General features: G+C 74.0%; 15 protein-coding genes. 5 read left to right on the top strand and 10 right to left on the bottom strand.

Annotation, left to right across the window (positions count from 1 at the left end):
• Positions 1-13 precede the first annotated feature (13 nt).
• Positions 14-1,630, top strand: a complete 1,617-nt coding sequence (locus TU31_RS24850; protein WP_042158331.1) for an FAD-dependent monooxygenase — start codon at positions 14-16, stop codon at positions 1,628-1,630.
• 48 nt (positions 1,631-1,678) lie between these two features.
• Here the strand turns inward: TU31_RS24850 and TU31_RS24855 are convergent, their stop codons facing one another.
• Positions 1,679-2,158, bottom strand: coding sequence for an EF-hand domain-containing protein (locus TU31_RS24855; RefSeq protein WP_042158334.1), 480 nt, complete (start codon positions 2,156-2,158; stop codon positions 1,679-1,681).
• A 301-nt stretch (positions 2,159-2,459) separates the two neighbouring features.
• Here TU31_RS24855 and TU31_RS24860 point away from each other — a divergent pair, with 301 nt between their 5' ends.
• Together TU31_RS24860 and TU31_RS24865 are read left to right on the top strand one after the other, a co-directional pair.
• Positions 2,460-2,888, top strand: a complete 429-nt coding sequence (locus TU31_RS24860; protein ID WP_042158338.1) for a hypothetical protein — start codon at positions 2,460-2,462, stop codon at positions 2,886-2,888.
• Positions 2,889-3,011: 123 nt separating this feature from the next.
• Complete coding sequence (locus tag TU31_RS24865; RefSeq protein WP_042158342.1) at positions 3,012-3,743, top strand: L,D-transpeptidase family protein; 732 nt, start codon at positions 3,012-3,014, stop codon at positions 3,741-3,743.
• A 103-nt stretch (positions 3,744-3,846) separates the two neighbouring features.
• Here TU31_RS24865 and TU31_RS24870 read toward each other — a convergent pair whose 3' ends face one another.
• Entirely contained in the window at positions 3,847-4,242 is a 396-nt protein-coding gene (locus TU31_RS24870; protein ID WP_042158344.1) for a thiol-disulfide oxidoreductase DCC family protein, read from the bottom strand.
• Between the two features lie 89 nt (positions 4,243-4,331).
• On the bottom strand, positions 4,332-4,835 hold the full coding sequence (locus tag TU31_RS24875; RefSeq protein WP_042158349.1) for a C40 family peptidase: 504 nt from the start codon (positions 4,833-4,835) through the stop codon (positions 4,332-4,334).
• A 236-nt stretch (positions 4,836-5,071) separates the two neighbouring features.
• On the opposite strand from TU31_RS24875, the gene TU31_RS24880 reads away from it, so the two are divergent.
• The gene (locus TU31_RS24880) at positions 5,072-5,896 is read left to right on the top strand and encodes an SDR family oxidoreductase (RefSeq protein WP_078885967.1); all 825 of its coding nucleotides are present in this window, start codon (positions 5,072-5,074) and stop codon (positions 5,894-5,896) included.
• Between the two features lie 43 nt (positions 5,897-5,939).
• Positions 5,940-6,443, top strand: coding sequence for a metallophosphoesterase family protein (locus tag TU31_RS24885; RefSeq protein ID WP_042158352.1), 504 nt, complete (start codon positions 5,940-5,942; stop codon positions 6,441-6,443).
• A gap of 9 nt (positions 6,444-6,452) precedes the next feature.
• Here the strand turns inward: TU31_RS24885 and TU31_RS24890 are convergent, their stop codons facing one another.
• The 7 genes from TU31_RS24890 to TU31_RS24920 form a co-directional block, all read right to left on the bottom strand.
• Entirely contained in the window at positions 6,453-6,962 is a 510-nt protein-coding gene (locus TU31_RS24890) for a mycothiol transferase (RefSeq protein ID WP_042158355.1), read from the bottom strand.
• A 195-nt stretch (positions 6,963-7,157) separates the two neighbouring features.
• Positions 7,158-10,010 (bottom strand): condensation domain-containing protein, encoded by a 2,853-nt coding sequence (locus TU31_RS24895; protein WP_042158359.1) that lies wholly within the window; start codon positions 10,008-10,010, stop codon positions 7,158-7,160.
• A complete protein-coding gene (locus TU31_RS24900; protein WP_078885968.1) occupies positions 10,000-11,856 on the bottom strand; it encodes a non-ribosomal peptide synthetase in 1,857 nt (618 codons plus the stop codon). The genes TU31_RS24895 and TU31_RS24900 overlap by 11 nt, the downstream gene beginning before the upstream one ends.
• Before the next feature lie 58 nt (positions 11,857-11,914).
• Entirely contained in the window at positions 11,915-13,840 is a 1,926-nt protein-coding gene (locus tag TU31_RS24905) for a non-ribosomal peptide synthetase (RefSeq protein WP_042158363.1), read from the bottom strand.
• Positions 13,837-17,037 (bottom strand): non-ribosomal peptide synthetase, encoded by a 3,201-nt coding sequence (locus TU31_RS24910; RefSeq protein WP_042158365.1) that lies wholly within the window; start codon positions 17,035-17,037, stop codon positions 13,837-13,839. The genes TU31_RS24905 and TU31_RS24910 overlap by 4 nt, the downstream gene beginning before the upstream one ends.
• A gap of 140 nt (positions 17,038-17,177) precedes the next feature.
• Complete coding sequence (locus tag TU31_RS24915) at positions 17,178-18,473, bottom strand: condensation domain-containing protein (protein ID WP_042158366.1); 1,296 nt, start codon at positions 18,471-18,473, stop codon at positions 17,178-17,180.
• A 104-nt stretch (positions 18,474-18,577) separates the two neighbouring features.
• Complete coding sequence (locus tag TU31_RS24920; RefSeq protein WP_042158367.1) at positions 18,578-19,885, bottom strand: MFS transporter; 1,308 nt, start codon at positions 19,883-19,885, stop codon at positions 18,578-18,580.
• Positions 19,886-20,068 lie beyond the last annotated feature (183 nt).

Consider the following 20,068-nt stretch of genomic DNA (forward strand, 5'->3'; position numbering starts at 1 on the left):
CCGGGAGGCAGCCATGGCCGATGTGGATGTCCTGGTCGTCGGTGCGGGCCCGGTCGGGTTGACGGCGGCCTGTGAACTGCGGCGGCGCGGCGTACGATGCCGCATCGTCGACCGGCTGCCCGCCCCGCAGCCGTTCGCCAAGGCGGTGGGCATCCAGCCCAGGACGCTGGAGATCTGGGACCTGATGGGGGTGGCGTGGCAGGTCCTGGAGGCCGCGGCCCCGCTCCGGGGACAACTGATCTACGTCAACGGCGCGGAGCAGGCGCGGATCGAATTGACCCTGCCGCCGGATGTGCCCTATCGCTTCGCCGCACTGCCGCAGTACGCCACCGAACGCATCCTTGCCGAACGGCTCGCACGCTGGGGAACCCACGTCGAACGCGGCACGGAGCTGCTGAGCTTCGAGCAGGACGCCGACGAGGTCCGGGCCTGCCTCGCGCTGCCGTCCGGCGCACAGGAGCGGATCCGCACCGGATTCCTCCTCGGCTGCGACGGCGCCCACAGTGTCGTCCGCAAGGCTCTCGGCCTGAGCTTCGAGGGCGGTTCCTTCCCCGAGGAGTACATGCTGGGGGATGTCGAGGTCGACTGGGAACTGCCCCACGGCTACGCGGTACGGGCCATGCACCAGACCGACGGCCGCACCGACGACCTGCTGGTCTGCATCCCGCTGCCCGGTCGTAACCGCTACCGGATGTCCATGCTCGTCCCGCCCGAACTCTCCCTGCCGCAAAAGCCGCACGAGGAAGACGTGGCGCACGGTCTGGAAGCCGGGCCCGCGCCCGGCCTCCCGCACATCCAGGCGGTCCTCGACCGGCTCTCACCGCAGCCCACCCGCGCCTCCTCGCTCCGCTGGTCCTCGGTCTTCCGCATCAGCCACCGTCTGGTGGACCGCTACGGAGCGGGCCGGGTGTTCGTCGCGGGAGACGCCGCCCATATCCATCCGCCCACCGGCGCCCAGGGCATGAACACCGGCATCCAGGACGCCTACAACCTGGCCTGGAAGGTGGCCCTGGCGGTGCGGTCGAACGCGAGTGAGGGGCTGCTGGCCAGCTATCACGCGGAGCGCCACCCCGTGGGCGAGGAAGTGGTGCAGCGGACGGTCCGGCACGCCGGCAGCGGCGTCCAGGCGGACCCCGACGACCCGTCGACGGTGATCCGGCGCGAGGCCCAACTGCTCGTCGGCTACCGGGGCAGCCCGATCGTCGGGCCGGACCGGCAATGGCCCGAGGGCCCCGCCCCCGGCGACCGGGCACCGGACTGCGACGGCCTCCGCCACGACCTCACCGCGTTCCCGTCCCGCCTGTTCGACCTGCTGCGCGGGCCGGACCACACCCTGCTGCTCTATGCGGACGACGAGGCCCAACTGGCGCCGTACGACGAGGTGGTGGCGTCGGCGCGGCGCGGCGCGCAGGGGCAGCTGAGCGCCTGGGTGGTCGCGGCCCCGCACCTCCGGACGGACGGCCTGTCGCTGCCCGTCGTCCACGACGGCCTCGACACGTTCCGGAAGATGTACGGGGCGCGGGGCGGTGAAGGGTTCCTCATCCGCCCCGACGGCTACCTGGGACTGCGCGAGAGCCCGGTGAGCGCTCCGGGGCTGAGGGCGCACCTCGCACTGACCTTCCGCGGCTGAGAGTCGGCTGAGAGCCGGGCGAGGCTTCGTGGCCGGGCCCTGGGGCGCCTACTCGGCCGGCCAGGCCTCGACCAGCAGCCGCCCGTCGCCGTCCCGGTCCAGCGCCGCGAAGGCCTCCGCCGCCTGTGCGGCCGAGTACCCCGCCGCGCGGTGCACCACCGCGAAGTCCTCCCGGCTGACCACACCGTCCCCGTCGGCGTCGGCGAGGGCGACGGTCGCGGCGATCGACGGTCCCACCACCTGGCCGAGAGACCCCGAGGCACCCGCGCGCGCGAACGCCGCGACGAACTGCTCCCGGTTCAGCCGCCCCGTGGCGTCGACCTGCGCCAGCGCGGCGAGCTGCTCGAAGGTGTGGCGCATCCCCGCACCCAGCGCCCGCGCCTTGGGGGAGTCCGCCGGCTCACCCACCGCGTCCGTCAGCAGCCGGGCCCGGTCGGTGAAGTCCTGGGCGGTCAGGTAGCCGTCGCCGTCGGTGTCGTACATGGCGAAGCGGTGCTCGTACTCCGCACGCACTGCATCGGTGATCATGCGTCGTCCCTTCTGGGCGGGGGTGACTCCAGGGGGAGCCCGGGAAGGCGGCCGTCCGCGGGCGCCGCAGCCGGCCGCCATAAGCACATTAAGTGGCGATGCGACAGCGGAGGGTTATCGGGAGGGGCGTGTTCGCCGTCGGCCCTGTCGTCCCGTTGTGGTGGAAAACCTCCTGGCGCCGCACGGGAGATCACGTATGATCGCCGTCAAATTGAACATCTGTCGCAGTCGCCCGCACAGACGGATATTTCTCCGTCCATGACCAGACCAGGGCGGCTGCGCGGGGGGAAGGAAGCCACCGATGAAGTCATCCCGTATACGGCGCCGTCTCGTCGGCGCCTCGGCCGCCGCGGTCCTGGCCGGTGCCGGCGTACTGGTCGCCGCGCCGGCGGCGGTCGCCAAGGCCAACATCCTGGCCATCGACAACGTCTCGCTGCACGAGCCCGGCCTGCAAGTGAAGGTCACCTACTCCTGTGACGTCGACATCAACCACCAGCTGGTGGCCAGGGCGGTCAAGATCAACGGGACCGGCCACGACGCGCCGTACGCCGCCGGCACCGTCAAGATCGACAAGCTGGTCTGTGACTACCGCGACCACACGGCGCTGGTGAACCTGCGCCCGGCCGCCGTGTCGCACTTCGCCAAGGGCGACAAGCTCAAGGTCACCGTCTTCTACTTCGACGACGACGGCTTCAGCTACGCCCACCAGAAGAAGGTCGTGGTGCTGTAAGGCGGTCCCGCTTCCCCGGTGGACGGGACGCCGTTCCGTCCACCGGGGGCGCGGATCACGTACCAGATATTTCGGGTCGGTCACGCCTGCAACCGGCGGGTCGGGCAAACAGTCCTACGGGGCATGAAAAGACGACTGAACCTGCGTGTCCCGCGGTCCGGCGCCGGTCGTCGGGCGGGCGCGGCGCTCGCCCTCACGGCGCTGACCGTTCCGCTGACGGTGGCCTTCGGCTCGACCGCTCAGGCCGCCACCGCGTCTTCGTGCACCGCGAGCCGCGGCCCCTACCAGAAGCAGGCCGAGAAATTCCTCGGACTGCGGGTGGACGGCCGCCAGTCGGCCGCCGACTGCCGGGCGATCCGTGCCTTCCAGACCACCCACGGCATCACCCCGAACATCGGCTACGCCGGACCCGTCACCTGGGGCGTGATGCGCGTCGTGGCACAGCAGAACGCGGCCGGGCGCACCCCCAACAAGGCGGGCCACTGCCCCACCAACAAGGGGCGGATAGCCTGCGTCGACCTCACCCGCCAGCTCAGCTGGATCCAGGACGGCGGAAAGCTGGTCTTCGGCCCGGTCCCGGTCCGTACGGGCCGCGACGGCTACGAGACCCGCACCGGCGCCAAGAAGATCTACTGGCGCCATCTGCACCATGTGTCGACCCTCTACAACGTCCCCATGCCGTACAGCCAGTTCTTCGATGGCGGGCAGGCGTTCCACTCCATCAGCGGCAGCGTCTGGTCGGCCCCCGGCTCGCACGGCTGCGTCAATATGCGCAGCAACGACGCCAAGAAGTACTGGTCGCTGCTCAAGAACGGTGACGACGTCTACGTCTACGGCCGCAAGCCCGGCACCTGACGGTGTAGCACCTCGGCCGGGCACCGCCGCGGACCGCCGGAGGAGCGCCGGGGAAGGGGCGGATGGGCCGGCGGCACGGCGCTGACGCGTCCCGCGGATCCCGCTACGGCTGCTTCCGGGCGGCGGGGGAGGACGGCAGCGCACAGGCCGCCGTCCCGCCCGGCATCCGGTGCCGGTTGCGTGCGATCAGCCGGTACACCCCATGGGCGGCCCAGCGGAGGGGCGGGAGGGTGAGCAAAGCGCCCACCACCGGCCACCCGCGGGGCGCGCTCAGCAGCAGCTTGGCGACCGCCTGCGCCCCGCCGTGCACGGCACCGGTCGGCGTCACCCACAGCACCTCGTGCTCGGCGCGACGCCGGCTGATGCCGAGCTCGGTGAGATCGGTGAACTGCCAGGGCGTGGCCGCACAGCGCGGACGCAGCCGCCGTTCCGCGAACCGCACCGAGGACGTACAGAAGGCGCAGTCGCCGTCATAGACAAGAACGGGTTGCTGCCGCATGGTCCGTCACCCCTCGCACCGATGGCTCAATGATATGCGCCACGTTACCGGGAGGAATTCCGGTGCCGTCGGGTGCGCCCGCGCGGGGGTCAGTCGGCCAGCAGGTTGTACAGGGCCATCGGTGTCACATAGCCCGGCCAGCGGCCGTCCGTGAACAGATGGACCCCGCCGTCCTGATAGCTCTGGTCGACGAGTTGGGAGCAGATCATGTGCCCCGTGCCGGCCACATAGCGGCGCAGCCCCGGGAGGGGAAGGTGGAAGCGGTGCGCGGCGATCGCCAGATAGTCGAGGAAGCTGTAGGGCACCCCGACGTAGGCGGTGGCCGCGGCGCAGATCGCGGTGCGCTGCTTTTCGGTGAGCCCTTCCGGGCAGACGTAGCACACCGGGGTGCCGTCGTAGGTGGTGAGGGGCTTGATGCGGGCCCCGCCCGGCTCGGCTTCCAGCAGCCGGCCGTCGGGCAGGACGAGAAAGGCGTGCTGATAGTCGGCGAAGCCGTCTCCGTTGATCCATTGTCCGAAGCGGATCAGCCGGCCGGTGATGCCGGATATTCGGGTGAGTCCGATGTCGCCGGGCAGGGGATGCGTATGCCTCATGAGCAGCTCCCGGGAGCAAGGGGGTTCTCTGGGTATTACCCGGTGTCCGGCCGTGCGCACCGCGTCCGGGGAATGCCGGCCCGCATTTCTTGGCCATCCGGCTTTCTCCGTGGGGCAGATGAGAAATACGGATACCAGAGGGGGAAGGGAATTCTGTGGCCCGACGGGGTACGGATTTCCGGACCGTGCAGTCGGCCACCCCGACCGAGGAATCCGAGCGCGAGGAGCGGGACGCGATGGGCACCGGAGAGACCGAGCACGCCGCGACGGCACACCGGAGCGCCTCCGGGGCGGGCCGCGGCGTCGACCGGAAGCCGCTGACGGGCAGTGTGGCGCTGGTGACCGGCGCCTCCAGCGGCATCGGTGCCGCCACCGCCCTGGCGCTCGCCCGGCAGGGCTGTTCCCTCGCGCTGGTGGCCCGCCGCACCGGGCGACTGGAGGAGCTGGCGGAGGAGATCGGCGCGCAGGGCGGCGCGTCCCTCGCCGTGACCGCCGACCTCGCCGCCGCCCCCGAGGCACGCCGGACGGTCGATCAGACCGTGGGCCACTTCGGGCGGCTGGACCTCCTGGTGAACAACGCCGGATTCGGCGCCCGCGGGGCGGTGACGGACAGCGACCCCGAGGACTGGGAGCGGATGGTCGACCTCAACCTGAAGGCGGTGCTGCGGATGTCCCATGCCGCGCTGCCGCATCTGCTGCGCGCGGCGCACGAGGGGCCGCGCGGCGTGGCCGACCTGGTCACCGTCAGCTCGGTCGCGGGCCGGGTGCCCCGCAAGGACAACAGCGTCTACTCGGCCACCAAGCACGCGGTGTGCTGCTTCAGCGAGGCGCTGCGCCAGGAGGTGACCGGGCGTCAGGTCCGGGTCGGGCTGGTCGAACCGGGCATGACCTCGACGGAGATGACGCGCGGTGGCAGCCAGGCCGCGTCGGCGCACGGACTCCCGCCCGAGACCTGGCTCCGGGCCGAGGACATCGCCCGCTCCGTCGTCTTCATGGTCACCCAGCCGCCCCATGTGGCGGTCAACGAGCTCACTGTGCGGCCCACCGCGCAGGAACGCTGACCGCCCGGCCCGCGTCCGTGAGCACGTCCCGAGGAGAGTTCCCGTGCGACTCCTGCTGCTGTCCGACACCCATCTGCCCAAGCGCGCCAAGGCGCTGCCGCCCCAGCTGCTGGACGAGGTGCCGGACGCCGATGTCGTCGTGCACGCCGGTGACTGGGTCGACACCGCCACCCTCGACCTCTTGGAAGGCCGCGCCCGGCGGCTGATCGGGGTGTACGGCAACAACGACGGCCCGGAACTACGGGCGCGGCTGCCCGAGGTGGCGTACGCGGAGCTGGCGGGGGTGCGGCTCGGCGTGGTGCACGAGACCGGCCCCGCGCAGGGCCGGGAGCGCCGGTGTGCCGAACGGTTCCCCGAGCTCGATGTGCTGGTCTTCGGACACAGCCACATCCCCTGGGACTCCACGGCCGGCGACCGGCTGCGCCTGCTCAACCCGGGCTCGCCGACCGACCGCCGCCGGCAGCCGTACTGCACCTATATGACGGCGGAGATCACCGCCGGCCGGCTCACCGCTGTGGAGCTGCATCGCCTGCCCCGCAGACGATGAGCCCGCCGCTCAACGGCCGAGCAGGCCCCGCACATAGGCCGCCTGCCCGGCGTGCTGGAGGTCGTCGGCGATGACGCTGACGAGCCGGACGCCCAGGGTGACCGGCGGTGTCCAGGCGCGGTCGACGACGCGCTTCATGTCCTTGTCGTCGACCCCGGCCAGGTACTGCACGGTGTTGTCGTGGACCGCGCCGTGATAGCCCATCAGCAGCTCATCGGTCAGGTCCCGTACGGCCGCCACCTCCTTCGCGGAGTGGCCGTAGCCGGTGTCGTCGGGTGAGAACGGGAGGCCGAAGCGGTCGTACCAGCCGTCCGAGGTCCAGATCTGCTCGGTGCCGGCCACACCGGCGAGGTGGTCGTCCTGGATCCGGGTGAGATGCCAGACCAGCCAGCCGATCGAGTTGGCGCCGTCATCCGGGCGGGTACCGAGCTCATCGGGGTCGAGCCCGGTGACCGCGTCCTCGACACTCTCCCGGATACGTCCGAAGGCATCGACGAGCAGGTCCGTGCTGGCGTTCATGGGGGGCTCCTTTGCGGCGACGGAGGGCGTCAGCCCGGCAGCCCGCCCATGGTCGCAAGCCGGGCGCGGGAAACCGCGAGGGGCAGGCCGGGGGAGAGGTGATTTCCCGGAGCACCATGTCCCCGGCACGGCGTGACGGCAGCAGCGCCCGGTGGCCGAGGGGGCACCGGGCGCTGCGTCGTCACACCGATCGGGTCACCGCTCGGACGGGCCGGCCATCTCGGCCAGTACGGAGCGCCAGTCCTCGCCCGGCTGGAGACGCAGGGACGGGGACAGCCGGTCGGCGTGGTAGTGCCAGCGGTGGTCGAGGTCCGGGTGGACCTCGTCCGCTTCGCGGATCTCGCTGTCACTGCCGAGCAGCTCGGTCAGCGTGGCGGCGAGATCCCGCCAGGTGACATGGCCGCTGACGGCGTTGGCGACGCCGTGCACGGGAGCATCCAGGCAGGAGACCACGGACCGGGCCAGGGCCGCGGCGTGCACCCAGGCCGCGCCGAACCAGGCATGGCCACCGGTACCCGGCCGGGGCAGCACCAGCGGCCGGCCCTCCCGTGCGGCCTGGTAGAGCAGACCCGTCGCGCCCCAGCGCAGCTGGTCCCGCAGCCGCTGGTGCGGGCCCCAGACGAGGGGGGAGCGGACGGCGCTCGCCCCGCCCCGGCCTTGCGAACCGGCGGCCCGCAGCAGCAGCGCTTCACAGTCGAGCTTCGCCTGCCCGTACGGGCTCAGCGGCTGCCCCGGGGCGGACTCCTCCGCCACCCACTCGCCGGCGGGGTGTCCATAGGCGTCCACGCTGCTGACGAAGACGAACGGGCCGCGCGACCAGGCGCCGACCATCGCCGCCATCGCCGTCACATCGACCTCGGGGCGGGTGAACGTACAGGCCGCGTGGATGACCGCATCGGCGCTCTCGACGGCCTTGCGCAGCCCGGCCACGTCGGTGAGGTCGCCCTCGATGACGTCCACGCCGTCGCCGGCGACCAGGTGCGCGGACTCGGGGCGGGCCAGGGCCAGCACCGGGCGGCCCTGTGCGGCCAGTTCGCGCAGGACGAAGGCGCCGACCCCGCCGGTGCCGCCGGTGACCAGGACCGTGCCCTCGCGTGAGCGCCGCGGACGGGACGCGGTGACCGTGGGCGCGGCGGCCCGTTCCTCCGCCCGGGCGTCCAGCAGCGCGGTGACCGCGCGCGGGGTGCGGGCCTGCATGATGTCCAGGCCGGTCAGCGGCAGTTTCAGCGCCCCGCGCAGCCGCTCGGCGAGCTGCACGGCGACCAGCGAGTGACCGCCGAGGAGGAAGAAGTCGTCGTCCGGCCGGGGCTGACGGCCCAGCAGCGCGGCGAAGCCTTCGGCCACGGCCTCGGCGCGGGCGCCTTCCGGCGCGGGCGCGGACGGCAGTCCGGGCAGCCGGGCCGGGTCGGGCGCGCCGTCGGCCGTCCGCGGCAGCGCGTCCAGCAGCGTCACGGCGGCGGGCACCAGTTCCGGAGCCAGCACCGCCCGCAGACGGGAGCGGAGTTCGGCCGGTGTGGGACCGCCGATCCCGCGCAGCACGGCATAGGCCAGGAGGGGGCCGCCGGCCGGTGCGAGCACCGCCGCCTCGGCCACCCCGGGGTGCGCGCGCAGCAGCGTCTCGGCCGGGTGCGCATCCGTCTCGTCCCGCGGCGCCGGTACCTCACCCGGCAACTGGGACAGCCGCAGGTCCGGGTCGTCGGCGACGGCGGTGAGCAGCGCGCCGTAGTGCACACCGAGAGCGGCCGCGGCTTCCTCGTCCAGCGCGGCCCGGCCGTACTGGACGAGGCCGGCCGGGGCATCGGTGTCCACCAGCGCGAAGGAGAGGTCGAACTTGGCCTCACCGGCGCCGACCTCGACATACTCGCTCACCGTGCCCGGCAGCCGCAGGGTGGTGGGTTCGCCCAGGACGTCCGCGCTGACCCGTATCAGGGCCGTCCCGTCCGTGTCGCGGGCGGCCGCCCCGAGCCGTTCCAGGATGAGATCGAAGGGCACCTCACGGCTCTGCTGGGCATCGAGCAGCGCCTCCCGTACGCGCTCCACGAGCACGGTGAAGGACGGGTCGCCGCCCGCGTTCACCCGGACCGGGAGGGTGTTGACGCACAGGCCGACCAGGCCGCGCATCTCCGCGCCCTGCCGGTGGCTGCCGGCGACGCCGATCACCAGGTCGTCCTGGCCGGTGAAGCGGTGCAGGGCGGCGAAGCCCGCGGCCAGGGCCACGGTGAAGAGGGTGGCCCGGCGCTGCCGGCCCAGTTCGCGCAGGGCCGCCGGCACCCGCGGGTCGAGCGGGGCGGTGTGCGTTCCGGCGGACCGGGTGCCACCGTCGGCGGGCGGGTGCGCGGGGCGGGGCAGACGCAGCGGGGAGATGCCGTCGAGGCGGGCCTCCCAGTGGCGCAGCCCCTGTTCGAGGCGGTCGGTGGCGGCCTGCTCCCGACGGGCGAAGTCCGCGTACTGCGGGGGAGCCGGCTGCTCGGCGGCGGTGCCCCCGGTGGCGGCCGTGTACAGCTCGGCCAGTTCCCCGGCGACGGTCTCCAACGAGGCGCCGTCCAGGGCGATGTGATGGAACGTCAGCAAGATGGTGTGGTCCTGCGGTCCGTGCCGCAGGACCAGGGCGCGCGGCACGGGGCCGGCGGCGAGGTCGAACGGGCGGTGCGCCTCCTCGGCCAGCAGGCCGCCGGCGCCCTCGGCGGCCGTCTCCACGACGCGCGGCGCCATCGCCTCGGGTGCGGGCAGCACCTCCTGGTAGGGCTCGCCGTCCTGCTGCCCGTACCGGGTGCGCAGAATCTCGTGGCGGCGCACCAGGGCCGTCAGCGCGGAGGCCAGCGCGTCCAGGTCGAGCGGACCGCGCAGCCGGGTGGCGAACGGCACGCTGTAGGAGGCGCCGCCCTGGCCCAGCCGGTCCATCAGCCACATCCGGCGCTGGGCGTGGGAGAGCGGCGCGGGCCCGTGGCGGACGGTCTCGGGGGCGGGAGCGGGGCGGGCGGCGCGGGAGCGCGCCCGGCGCAGCAGTTCCTCCTGGAGCGCCGCCGTGGTGGGGGTGTCAGTGGGCATCGGTGTCCTCCGGGGCGCCGGGGCGCAGATCGCTGTGCGCGGCGAGCAGGGCCCGCTCGACCAGCGCGGCGTGTCCCGCCACCGTGGGGGCGGCGAAGAAGTCGGCGAGGGTCAGCTCGACACCGAGCTCCTCGCGCAGATCGTCGGTGACGGCCAGCGCCAGCAGCGAGTGGCCGCCCAGCGCGAGGAAGTCGGCATCCGCACGGGCGACTTCACGGCCCAGCGACCGGCTCCAGATCTCGGCGACCGCCTCTTCGAGCGGGCCGAGCGGACCGGCCGGGGCGCCGGGCGCGTCCGTCGTGACGAGGTCCGTCAGGGCGCGGCGGTCGACCTTGCCGGAGGGCGTGAGCGGCAGCGCGTCGACGAGCCGCACCTCGTCGGGCACCAGATGGGCGGGCAGGACGGTCGCGAGCCGCTCGCGCAGCGCCTCGGGTCGGGGGACCGGCCCGGACGCGGCCACGACGAAGGCGGCCAGCCGGGCGTCGTCGGGGGAGGGGCGGTGCACGGTCACGGCCGCGTCGGCCACCTCGGGCCGCTCACGCAGGGCGTGTTCGATCTCGGCCGGCTCGATCCGGAAGCCGCGGATCTTCACCTGGTCGTCGGTGCGCCCGTGGTAGTCGAGGAGCCCGTCCGGACGCCGGGAGACCAGGTCGCCGGTGCGGTAGAGGCGCCCCAGTTCAGGGTGCTGGACGAACCGCTCGGCGGTCAGCTCCGGCTGCCCGGTGTAGCCGTGTGCCAGCCGGCTGCCGCCGATCCACAGTTCGCCCTGTGCACCGTCCCGGACCGGCCGGCCGGCGGCGTCGAGAAGATGCACGGCCGCCCCGGCGACCGGCCGGCCGATGGGCACCTGACCGTCGCAGTCGGCGTCGGTGACACGGTGGGTGGTGGTGAAGGTCGTCGCCTCCGTCGGCCCGTAGCCGTTGACCAGCTCCAGCCAGGGGAAGGCCCGCAGGACCGCGCGGGCATGGTGCGCGGACATCGCTTCGCCGCCGACGATCACCGTGCGCAGCGGCGCGAAGATCCGGGAGCGGCGGCCGGCCAGCTGGTGGAAGAGCGCGGTGGTGAAGAAGGCGACGGTGACGCCGTGGCGCTCCACGTGCCGGGCCAGATCCTCGAACGACGGCCGTTCGTCGGTGCACACCACCACCGCGGCGCCGTTGGCCAGGGCACCCCACACCTCGAAGGTCGAGGCGTCGAAGGTCATCGGAGAGTGGAAGAGCACCCGGTCGCGGGGGGTGAGGGTGAGATACGCGGGGTCGGAGACCAGCTCGGCGATCGCATGGTGCGGCACGGCCACGCCCTTGGGGCGGCCGGTGGAGCCCGAGGTGAACATGATGAACGCCGTGGCGTCCGGGCCCGGTTCGGCCGCCGGGGCGGGGTCGCCGTCCACCAGCGGGTCACCGGGCAGTGCGAGGGTGGCCCCGGTGAGCGCCGCGGATTCCAGGAGCTTGCTGTCGCCGACGGTCAGCGTGGCACCCGCTTCGGCGGCCAGGGCCTCGGAACGGGCGCGCGGATGGGCCGGATCGAGCGGCACACACACGGCGCCCGCCCACCACAGCGCGAGCTGGGCGACGACCGTCCGGGCGCAGCGGGGCATCAGCAGGGCGACGGAGTCACCCGGGCCGACGCCGTGCGCCCGCAGATGCGCGGCGAGCGCGCGGCCCGCCGAGACCAGCTGCGCGTAGGTGAGCGTGCTGTCGCCGTCCGCCACGGCCAGGGCGTCGGGGGTCCGGGCGGCGTGCCAGGCCACGAGGGCCGGCAGACCGGCCGAGGGCGCGGGCCGGTCGGCCGCGGCGCGCTCAGCGGACGGGCGGTGTGCGGGGGACGGGGTGCCTTCGGTGGGCACGGGGCCTTCCTTCCGGGTGTCGGGCAAGGACGGGAACGCGGGGGTGCGGGCGGTCATCTCAGGCACCCGCCGGCTGCCGGGAGGCACGCTCATCGACGAGCCGGGCCACGGCCCGCAGATCGGGCTGGCGGAGCAGCTCGGGGGCGCGCAGCCGTATCCCGCTGTCCTTCTCGATGACGGTCAGCAGCCGGGCGGCGAGCACGGAGGTGCCGCCGGCCTCGGTGAAGTTGTCCGCCAGGGAGATCCCGGGCCGGCCGAGGATGTCGCGGGCGGCGCTCAGCACGAGGCGCTCACCGGGAGTGGCGTCGGCTGCCCCGTCGCCGTCCGCGGCGGTCCCGTCCGGAGCGGTGCCGCCGGAGCGGGACAGGCCGGACTCGGCCGCCCGCCGGGTGAGTTCGGCGCGGTCCACCTTGCCGTTGGCGTCCAGGGGGAAGGAGTCCACGATCCGTACGTCCGAGGGAACGGCCTGCTCGGGCAGCCAGGTCCGCAGGGCCGGCAGCAGCGCGTCCGCCGTGAGCCCGGCACCGGCCGCCGCCCGTACGTACGCCACCAGGCGGGCCCGGCCGTCGGCGGTGCGCGGCGCGGTGACGACGGCGCTCAGGACCGCCGGGTCCTGCTCGAACGCGGCCTCCACCTCGGCCGGTTCGATCCGCACCCCGCTGATCTTGACCTGGTCGTCGAGGCGGCCGAGGAACTCCAGCTGCCCGTCGGCCGCCATCCGCACCCGGTCACCGGTGCGGTACACCCGCTCCACACCCGGCAGTTCGAGGCCCCCGGGCACGGCAAGGAAGCGGCACGCGGTCAGCTCGGGGTCCAGATAGCCGAGCGCCAGCCCGCTGCCGCCGATGAGGAGTTCACCCTCCGTACCGCGCTCGACGGGCCGGCCCTCCGGGTCGGCGACGAGCACGGTCACGCCCGGTACGGGGTGGCCGATCGGCGGCGCGGAGTCCGTGCCCGCCGCGCTGTCCGTGCCGTGCATGGCGTAGGTGGTGGCGACCACGGTCGCCTCGGCCGGGCCGTAGGCGTTGTGGACGGTGGCGGTCACCGCCGCGCCGGGACGGCGGCGCATCCGGTCACCGCCGACGATCAGATGACGCAGCCTCAGATCCTGCGGCCAGGGGCGGTCCAGCAGCGGCTCGACCATCGGGGTCGCCGCGACCGCCACCGACACCTCGGCGGTGCGCCACCAGTCGGCGAGCACCACGGAGTCCCAGCGGACCTCGTCCGGGGCGGGCACCAGCGCCGCTCCCGACGTCAGCCCGGCCCACAGCTCCAGCAGATGGGGGTCGAAGGCGACGCCGATCAGCAGCGACTGCCGGTCACCGGGGCCCAGACCGGTCGTGGCCCGGTACCAGTCCAGCAGCCCGGCGAGCGCGGGCTCACCGACGGCCACCGCCTTGGGGCGGCCGGTGGAGCCGGAGGTCAGCACGGCGTAGAACGTTCCGGCGGGCGCGGAGTGCGCGCCGGCACCGGGCGCGGCGAAGGCCGCCACGACCGTGGTGGTGGCATTGGCTCCCTCGCCGGGCAGCGCCAGATCCAGCCGGTCGCCCGTCCGGTGCCGGGGCGGCAGCAGCTCGGGATCGCCGATCAGACAGCCGACGTTCAGATCCTCGGTGACGGCGTCGGTGCGGTGCTCCCCGGGGCGGGGCCCCAGCGGCAGATAGACGGCGCCGAGCCTGGCGAGCGCGACGGCGGTCACCACGAGGGCGGCCGAGCGGTCGAGGCAGACACCGACCAGGTCTCCGGGCCGTACCCGGGCACGCAGCGCCGCGACGGCCTCGTCGGCGGCGGCGCCGATCTGCCGGTACGTCCAGCTGTGCGCCCCGTCGATCACCGCGGGCGCGTCGGGGGAGCGGCGGACCCACTCCTCGAAGCGGGCGAGGACCTCGGTCCCGCCGTCGGTGGCGGGGCGCGCGCCGTGGGCGATGCTCAGCGTGCCGGCGGGCGTCGGGGCCGGCGTCCGGGCGGTCATCGGCTGGGTCATCGGGACTCCGTCACGGTGGTCGAGGCGGCGGGAACGGGCGAGGTGTGGCCGGCGGCAGCGGTGCCGACGGCGGCGAGCGCGGCGGCCTGGTCGGTCAGCACCGGGTTCTGGAACAGCAGCCGCAGTGGCGGGCGCTGCCCCAGCCGCGGCTCCAGCCAGGAGGCCAGCTGCGCGGCGAGCAGCGAGTGGCCACCGGACCGGAAGAAGTCCGAGGACGGGTCGAACCGCTCGTGGCCCAGGGCCTCGCGCCAGCCCTCGACGAGCAGCGCCGTCATCGGATCGGCCGGCTCCACCGGTTGCCCGGCGCCGGACTCCTCGGCGGGGACGGCCGGTTCCAGCGCGGCGGCGCTGCGGGTCAGCGCGGTCCGGTCCGGCTTGCCGCCGGCCAGCCGCGGCATGACGTCGAGCCGGGCCCAGCGTCCCGGGACGAGGGCGCTCGGCAGCCGTCGGCTCAGCTCCGTGTGCAACGCCTGCTCGTCCCAGGGCCCGTCGTCGTCCGCGTTCTCCAGGAAGCCGACCAGCCGGGGCCCGCCGGGGGCCTCGCGGTCCAGGACGACGGCGCAGGACCGCCCGCCGAGCGCGGCCGAGGCGGCCGCCTCCACCTCTTCCAGTTCGATGCGGTAACCCCGCAGCTTGATCTGGTGGTCCAGGCGTCCCAGGAAGTACAGCAGCCCGTCGAGGCCCCGGTAGCCGCGGTCACCGGTGAGGTAGACCCGCTCACCGCCGAGCGCCTCGACGCGGCGGAACCGGGCGTCGGTGACCTCGGGGTTGCCCACATAGCCCTCGGCCAACCCTGCCCCGGCGATGGCCATTTCACCGACCGCGCCGTCCGGCAGCGGCCGGTGGTGGGCGTCCAGGACATGGACCCGCTCGCCGGGCAGCTCGGTGCCGAGCGGGATCTCCGCCCCTTCGGTGAGGCCGTCCCGGGTGATCTCGTGGACGGTGGTGCTGATCGCGGCTTCGGTGACGCCGTAGACGTTGAGCACGGTGCTGTCGGTGTCGGCCAGGAACGCGCGCAGCGCATCCGCCGGCAGACGTTCACCGCCGAGCACCAGCAGGCGCGGCGCCCAGTGACCGTCCCGCAGCGCGGGGCGCATCTCCTGACGGGTGGCCAGGAAGTAGCTGGTGGGCAGGTTGGCCACGGTCACCCGGGCGGCGACCAGCAGTTCGGCCAGCTCGGTGCCGGTCGGGACCTCGCGCTCGGGGGCGACGAGGCACGCCCCGGCGTACAGCGACGGCAGCACCTCTTCGAGGGCCACATCGAACGACGGCTGGGCGAACAGCAGCACCCGGTCACCCGCACCGAGGCCGAACCGCTCAGCAGCTCCGGTCAGATGGTTCTCCAGCGCCGCGCGGCCGACGGCGACGGGCTTGGGTATGCCGGTCGACCCGGAGGTGTGAATGAGGTACGCGGCGCCGGGCACGGTCTCCGCCGCCCGCGCCGGGGGCAGGACCGCGGCGTCGACGGTGGCCGACGGCAGCCCGTCGGGAACGGAGACGGGGGCGTCCGCCGAGGTCAGCACCAGTGCCGGGGTCAGCCGCTCCAGCAGCAGCGTCAGCCGGGCCGGCGGATCGGACGGCGAGAGCGGGCAGTACACCGCCCCCGTGCGCAGACAGGCCAGCAGCGTCACGACCGAGTCGGCACCGCGGGGCAGCACGGCGGCCACCGGCTGACCGGCGGTCACCCCCGCCGCCAGCATCCGCTGCGCGAGCGAGGCGACCCGGTCCGCCAGGTCGCCGTAGGTGAGCCGGCGGGCGCCGACGAGCAGCGCGGGCAGCGAAGGGTCGTGGGCGGTGGCGGGGTCGAGCGGGTCATGAGCCGGCGCCTGCGGAGCGGCGGCCGGCAGGGCCGACGGTGCCGGCGGCGGCGCCAGGTCCGCGAGGGCGGTGCCGGGCGCGTCGAGATACGCCCGCAGCAGGTCGAGGAACCGCCCGGCCAGCAGCTTCGCCACGTCCTCGCCGAACAGGTCGGCGTCGTAGTCCCAGACCAGCGTCATGCCCGGTGCGCCGTGCCGGGGACCGACGCCGCGGCGGTCGTCCGGCAGCAGCACCACGTCCAGGTCGAACCGGGTGGTGCCGGTGTTGAAGCCCTCGAACAGGGTGATGTCCAGGCCGGGCACCTCGATGTCGGGCAGTTCGGCGTCGTGCGCGCTGAACATGACGTCGAACAGCGGGTTGTCCGCCCCCGAGGTGTGCAGCCCGAGCGCGCGGGTCAGCTCCTGGATCGGCACCTCCTGGTGCGGCAGCGCACGGATGAGGGTGTCGGTCACCTCGTCCATGGACTCCTCGGCCGGTGCGGCCGGGTCCAGCCGGAGCGGGAGCGGGATGGTGTTGACGAACATGCCCACGGCGTCCTCGAAACCGCGCGGACGGTTGCCGACCGCGGTGCCGATCACCATCTGCGCGCGGCCGCTGTGCCGGCGCAGCAGCTCGGCGAAGAGCCCGAGGAGCGTGGCGAACGGGGTCAGACCACGGTCACGGGCGTGGGCACGCAGGCGCTCCGCCAGATCCGCACCGATCGACTGGCGCAACTGGCCGCCGTGGTGCCGCCGCCGGGCACCGGGCCGGGCCAGACCGGGCAGCGGCAGGTCGTAGGACTTGTCCCGCAGCGCCTCGGCCCAGAACTCCAGACCCTCCCGCCGCTCCGCGGTTGCCTCGTCCCCGGACCGGGCCCGGACATGGTCGGCGTACGAGGAAGCGGGCGGCAGCTCCACCGGCTCACCCAGGACGCGGCCCCGGTAGACGGTGAACACGTCCCGCAGCAGGATCGCGAACGAGTGGCCGTCGTGGATCAGATGGTGTTCGACGTGGATGAGCCGGTGCCGGTCCTCCGCCAGCCGGACCAGTGTCCAGCGCAGCAGCGGTGCCTCGTAGGTGTCGAGCGGGGTCTCCGCCTCGGTGCGCAGCAGCTCCTGGAACGCGGCCTCCGGGTCCGCCGCTCCGCTCAGGTCCACCGTGCGCAGCCGCGGCGCACAGGCCCCGGCGACCCGCTGTCCCGGCATCGCCCCGGCCACGGCGACGAGTTCCAGTCGCAGACCGGCGTGCCGGTCGAGTGCGGCGGCGAGCCCGTCGCGCAGCGCGTCGGTGTCGAGCGTGCCCCACAGGTCGAGGGCGGCGGTGAAGTTGTAGGCGCGGCTGCCCGGTTGCACCTGTTCGTGCAGCCAGACGATCTCCTGCGAGGAGGAGAGCGGAAGCATGGGCGATCCCTGAGGTCGTCGGGTCTTGGTGTGCTCGGCCGGGGCATGGTCGGGCCCGGCCGGTGGGGTGCACGGACCGCGCCGCGGATCGCGCGGCAGGTCCGGCGGGTTCGGTGGACGGGTGCGGGGCGGGCCCCGGGTCAGCCGGCCGTCGGCACGGGTGTCCGTACCGCGTCGGCCAGTGCGGTGAAGGCGCTCTCGGCGGCGTGATCGGGGAGGACCGCGCGGTCCCACACCATGCGCAGCCGCAGTTCGGGGCCCTGGGAGACGGAGACCGCGAAGGGTCCGCGGACCGCCCGGCCGTCGACATGGATCTCCCGGCCGGTCACCCCGCCCAGGCGGAGCGGGGGTTGGCGTCGGGTGTCGTCGACGGTCAGCATGCCGTCGAGCCGCCCCCGCCAGCCGGAGCCGGCCGCGCGGGCGGCGTGCACCACGGCGTCGAAGGGGGTGGCGGCATGGTCCAGGTCGTCCCACCAGGCGGCCGCCGTGGCCGAGGCGGTGGGCGCGTCGCCCGTGGTGGTCGGGAAGACCACGGTGTTGAGGAAGCAGCCGAGCACCGGCGCGGCACCGGCCGGCCGCCCTCCCCACGGGTAGCCGAGCGGCACCACGTGGCCCGCTCCGTAGAGCACCGCTGCCGCGGCGCGACAGGCGTTGAGCAGCTCGGGGAAGGGCACCCCGCCGGAGGGCGCGGGCATCCGCAGTGCGGCCGAGCCGCTCGGCGGCGTACCGGGGGAGAGGGGTTCCGGCCGGGCCACGGGGGCCTGTTCGCACACCGTGCGCAGGCGTTCGCCCCAGTAGACCATCGCCTCCGGCGCCCCCGCGCGCTCCTCCGCGTCGAGCTGCCGCAGCACGGCGTCCTGGTAGGCGGCCAGTTCGGCCGCGACATCGGCGGGAGAGGGGCCCTCGGCCTCCAGGCCCTCGTCGTAGCCGGCGCCGAGTTCTTCGACGAGCCGGGCCAGCGACTGGCCGTCGCACGCGCTGTGGTCCAGTACGACGGCGAGGACCTCCTCGGTGCCCTCCGGACCGTCCGGCACCAGGAACAGCCGCAGCGGTGCGCCCTCCGGCTCCCACCGGCCCAGCGCCCGGCGCAGCACGGTGGCCGCGTCCTCGCCGGGCGCGCAGGTCTCCTGGATCACGGGGACCTGCGGCCGCTCCAGGCGGAGTACGGGGGTGCCGCGCAGCACGGTGGGCCGGGCACGGAGTACGGGGTGCCGGGCGGCGAGACGGTTCGCGGCCGCCGCGAGGCGTTCGGGGTCCACCGTGCCGCGTGGAAAGGCGAAGAACATCGGCACGAGATCCGGCCGCCCGTGGGGGTCCATGGCACGCACCAGCGCGAAGCGACGCTGGGCGCCCGTGACGGGCAGCAGGACCGGGGTGCCGTCACCGGCGTCCAACCGCCGGAAACGGGCCAGGTACTGGCTCGTGATGCTGAGCACGTGATCCTCTTTGTCGTGACGGTCGCGCATCGCCGGGAGGTGATGCGGGTGGGAAGGCCGTGCGCGGAGAGAGAAGGGGCGGGCCGGATACGGCGGCCGCGGGGTCAGCCGACGGACGCGGGCTCGGCCGGGTCCGTGGTGTCGGCGGGGGTGTCCTCGGCCGCCCCGGCGGCCGGCAGGTCCCGCATCCGGCGCAGCGGGGAGAGCAGCAGCGGCAGCGGCACGACCAGGATTCCGGCCGCGCACCACGCCAGCGCCGTGCGGGCGCCGAACGCGTCGGCCAGCGCACCGCCGGCCAGGGCGCCGAGCGGCAGGGTGCCCCACATCAGGAACCGCAGGGTGGCGTTCATCCGGCCGAGCAGCCGGGGCGGGCAGAGCGCCTGACGGAAGCTCACCTGGGCGACGTTGTAGACGACGGCACCGAAGAAGACCACGCCGGAGCCGACGGCGAACAGTGCGGCGCCCGCGCCGCGCCCGGACAGCGGCCACAACAGCGCGAACGGGCCGGTGGCCAGCACGGACAGCCAGATGATCCTGGCCTGGCCGAACCGGGCGGCGAGCCGCCCCGCGCACAGTGCCCCGGCGAGCCCGCCCACCGCCGAGGCGGCCAGCACCAGGCCGACCACACCCGGCGCCAGCCCGAGCACCCGGACCAGGAAGACGGACTGGGTGGCCATCAGCGTCGCGGTGAAGAAGTTGGCCAGGCCCGTCGTCACCGCGATCACACGCAGCAGGCGGTGCCCGAACACGAACCGCAGTCCCTCACCGATGTCCTGGCGCAGGGACGTCTCCGCGACGCGCTCCGGGCGGCTCTCGGGCTGCTTGATCCCCCACAGGAACAGCGCCGAGAGCACATAGCCGACCGCGTCGGCGACGATGGCGAGGGAGGCCCCGAGCAGCTGGACGAGTCCGCCGCCGAGCCCGGGACCGGCCACCTGCGCCGAGGAACGGATGGTCTCCAGCGCCCCGTTGCCCGGGACCAGCTGATCCTTGGGCAGCAGATGCGGCACAAAGCTCTGATGCGCCACGTCGAAGAAGACCGTCGCCACTCCGGTGACCAGGGCGACGAGATACAGCTGAGCCATCGTCAGCACCCCGGCGACGGCGGCCAGCGGGATGCTGGCCATCGCCACGGCCCGTACGACATCGGCCCGGATCATCAGCGGCAGCTTGCGCATCCGGTCGACCCAGGCCCCGGCCGGCAGTCCGACCAGCAGGAACGCGGCGGTCTCCGCGGCCGTGAGCAACCCCACCTGAAAGGCGGGGGCGTTGAGCTCCAAGACCGCGACGAGGGGCAGGGCGACCAGGGTGACCTGGGCGCCGAGTTGGCCGGCCGCGGCACCGGCGAGCAGAAGACGGAAGTCGCGCAGGCGCAGCGGGCCGCTGGCCGCGGGTCGGGGTATGACGGGCATGCGAAGGACCATCGCTGAGCGGCCGATCAATGGTCAAAAACCGATGCACACTTTCGGTCGCCTTTCTTCACCATTTACCCACACAGACAAAAAATTTTCCGTCAGATACGGGCAACTGCCGGAGCATCGCCACCTGTCGCGCCCCTGGCGGGCGAGGGATCCCATGGTGGGGGCCTGCTAGGA

Source organism: Streptomyces lydicamycinicus, assembly GCF_000829715.2.
GTDB lineage: Bacteria > Actinomycetota > Actinomycetes > Streptomycetales > Streptomycetaceae > Streptomyces > Streptomyces lydicamycinicus.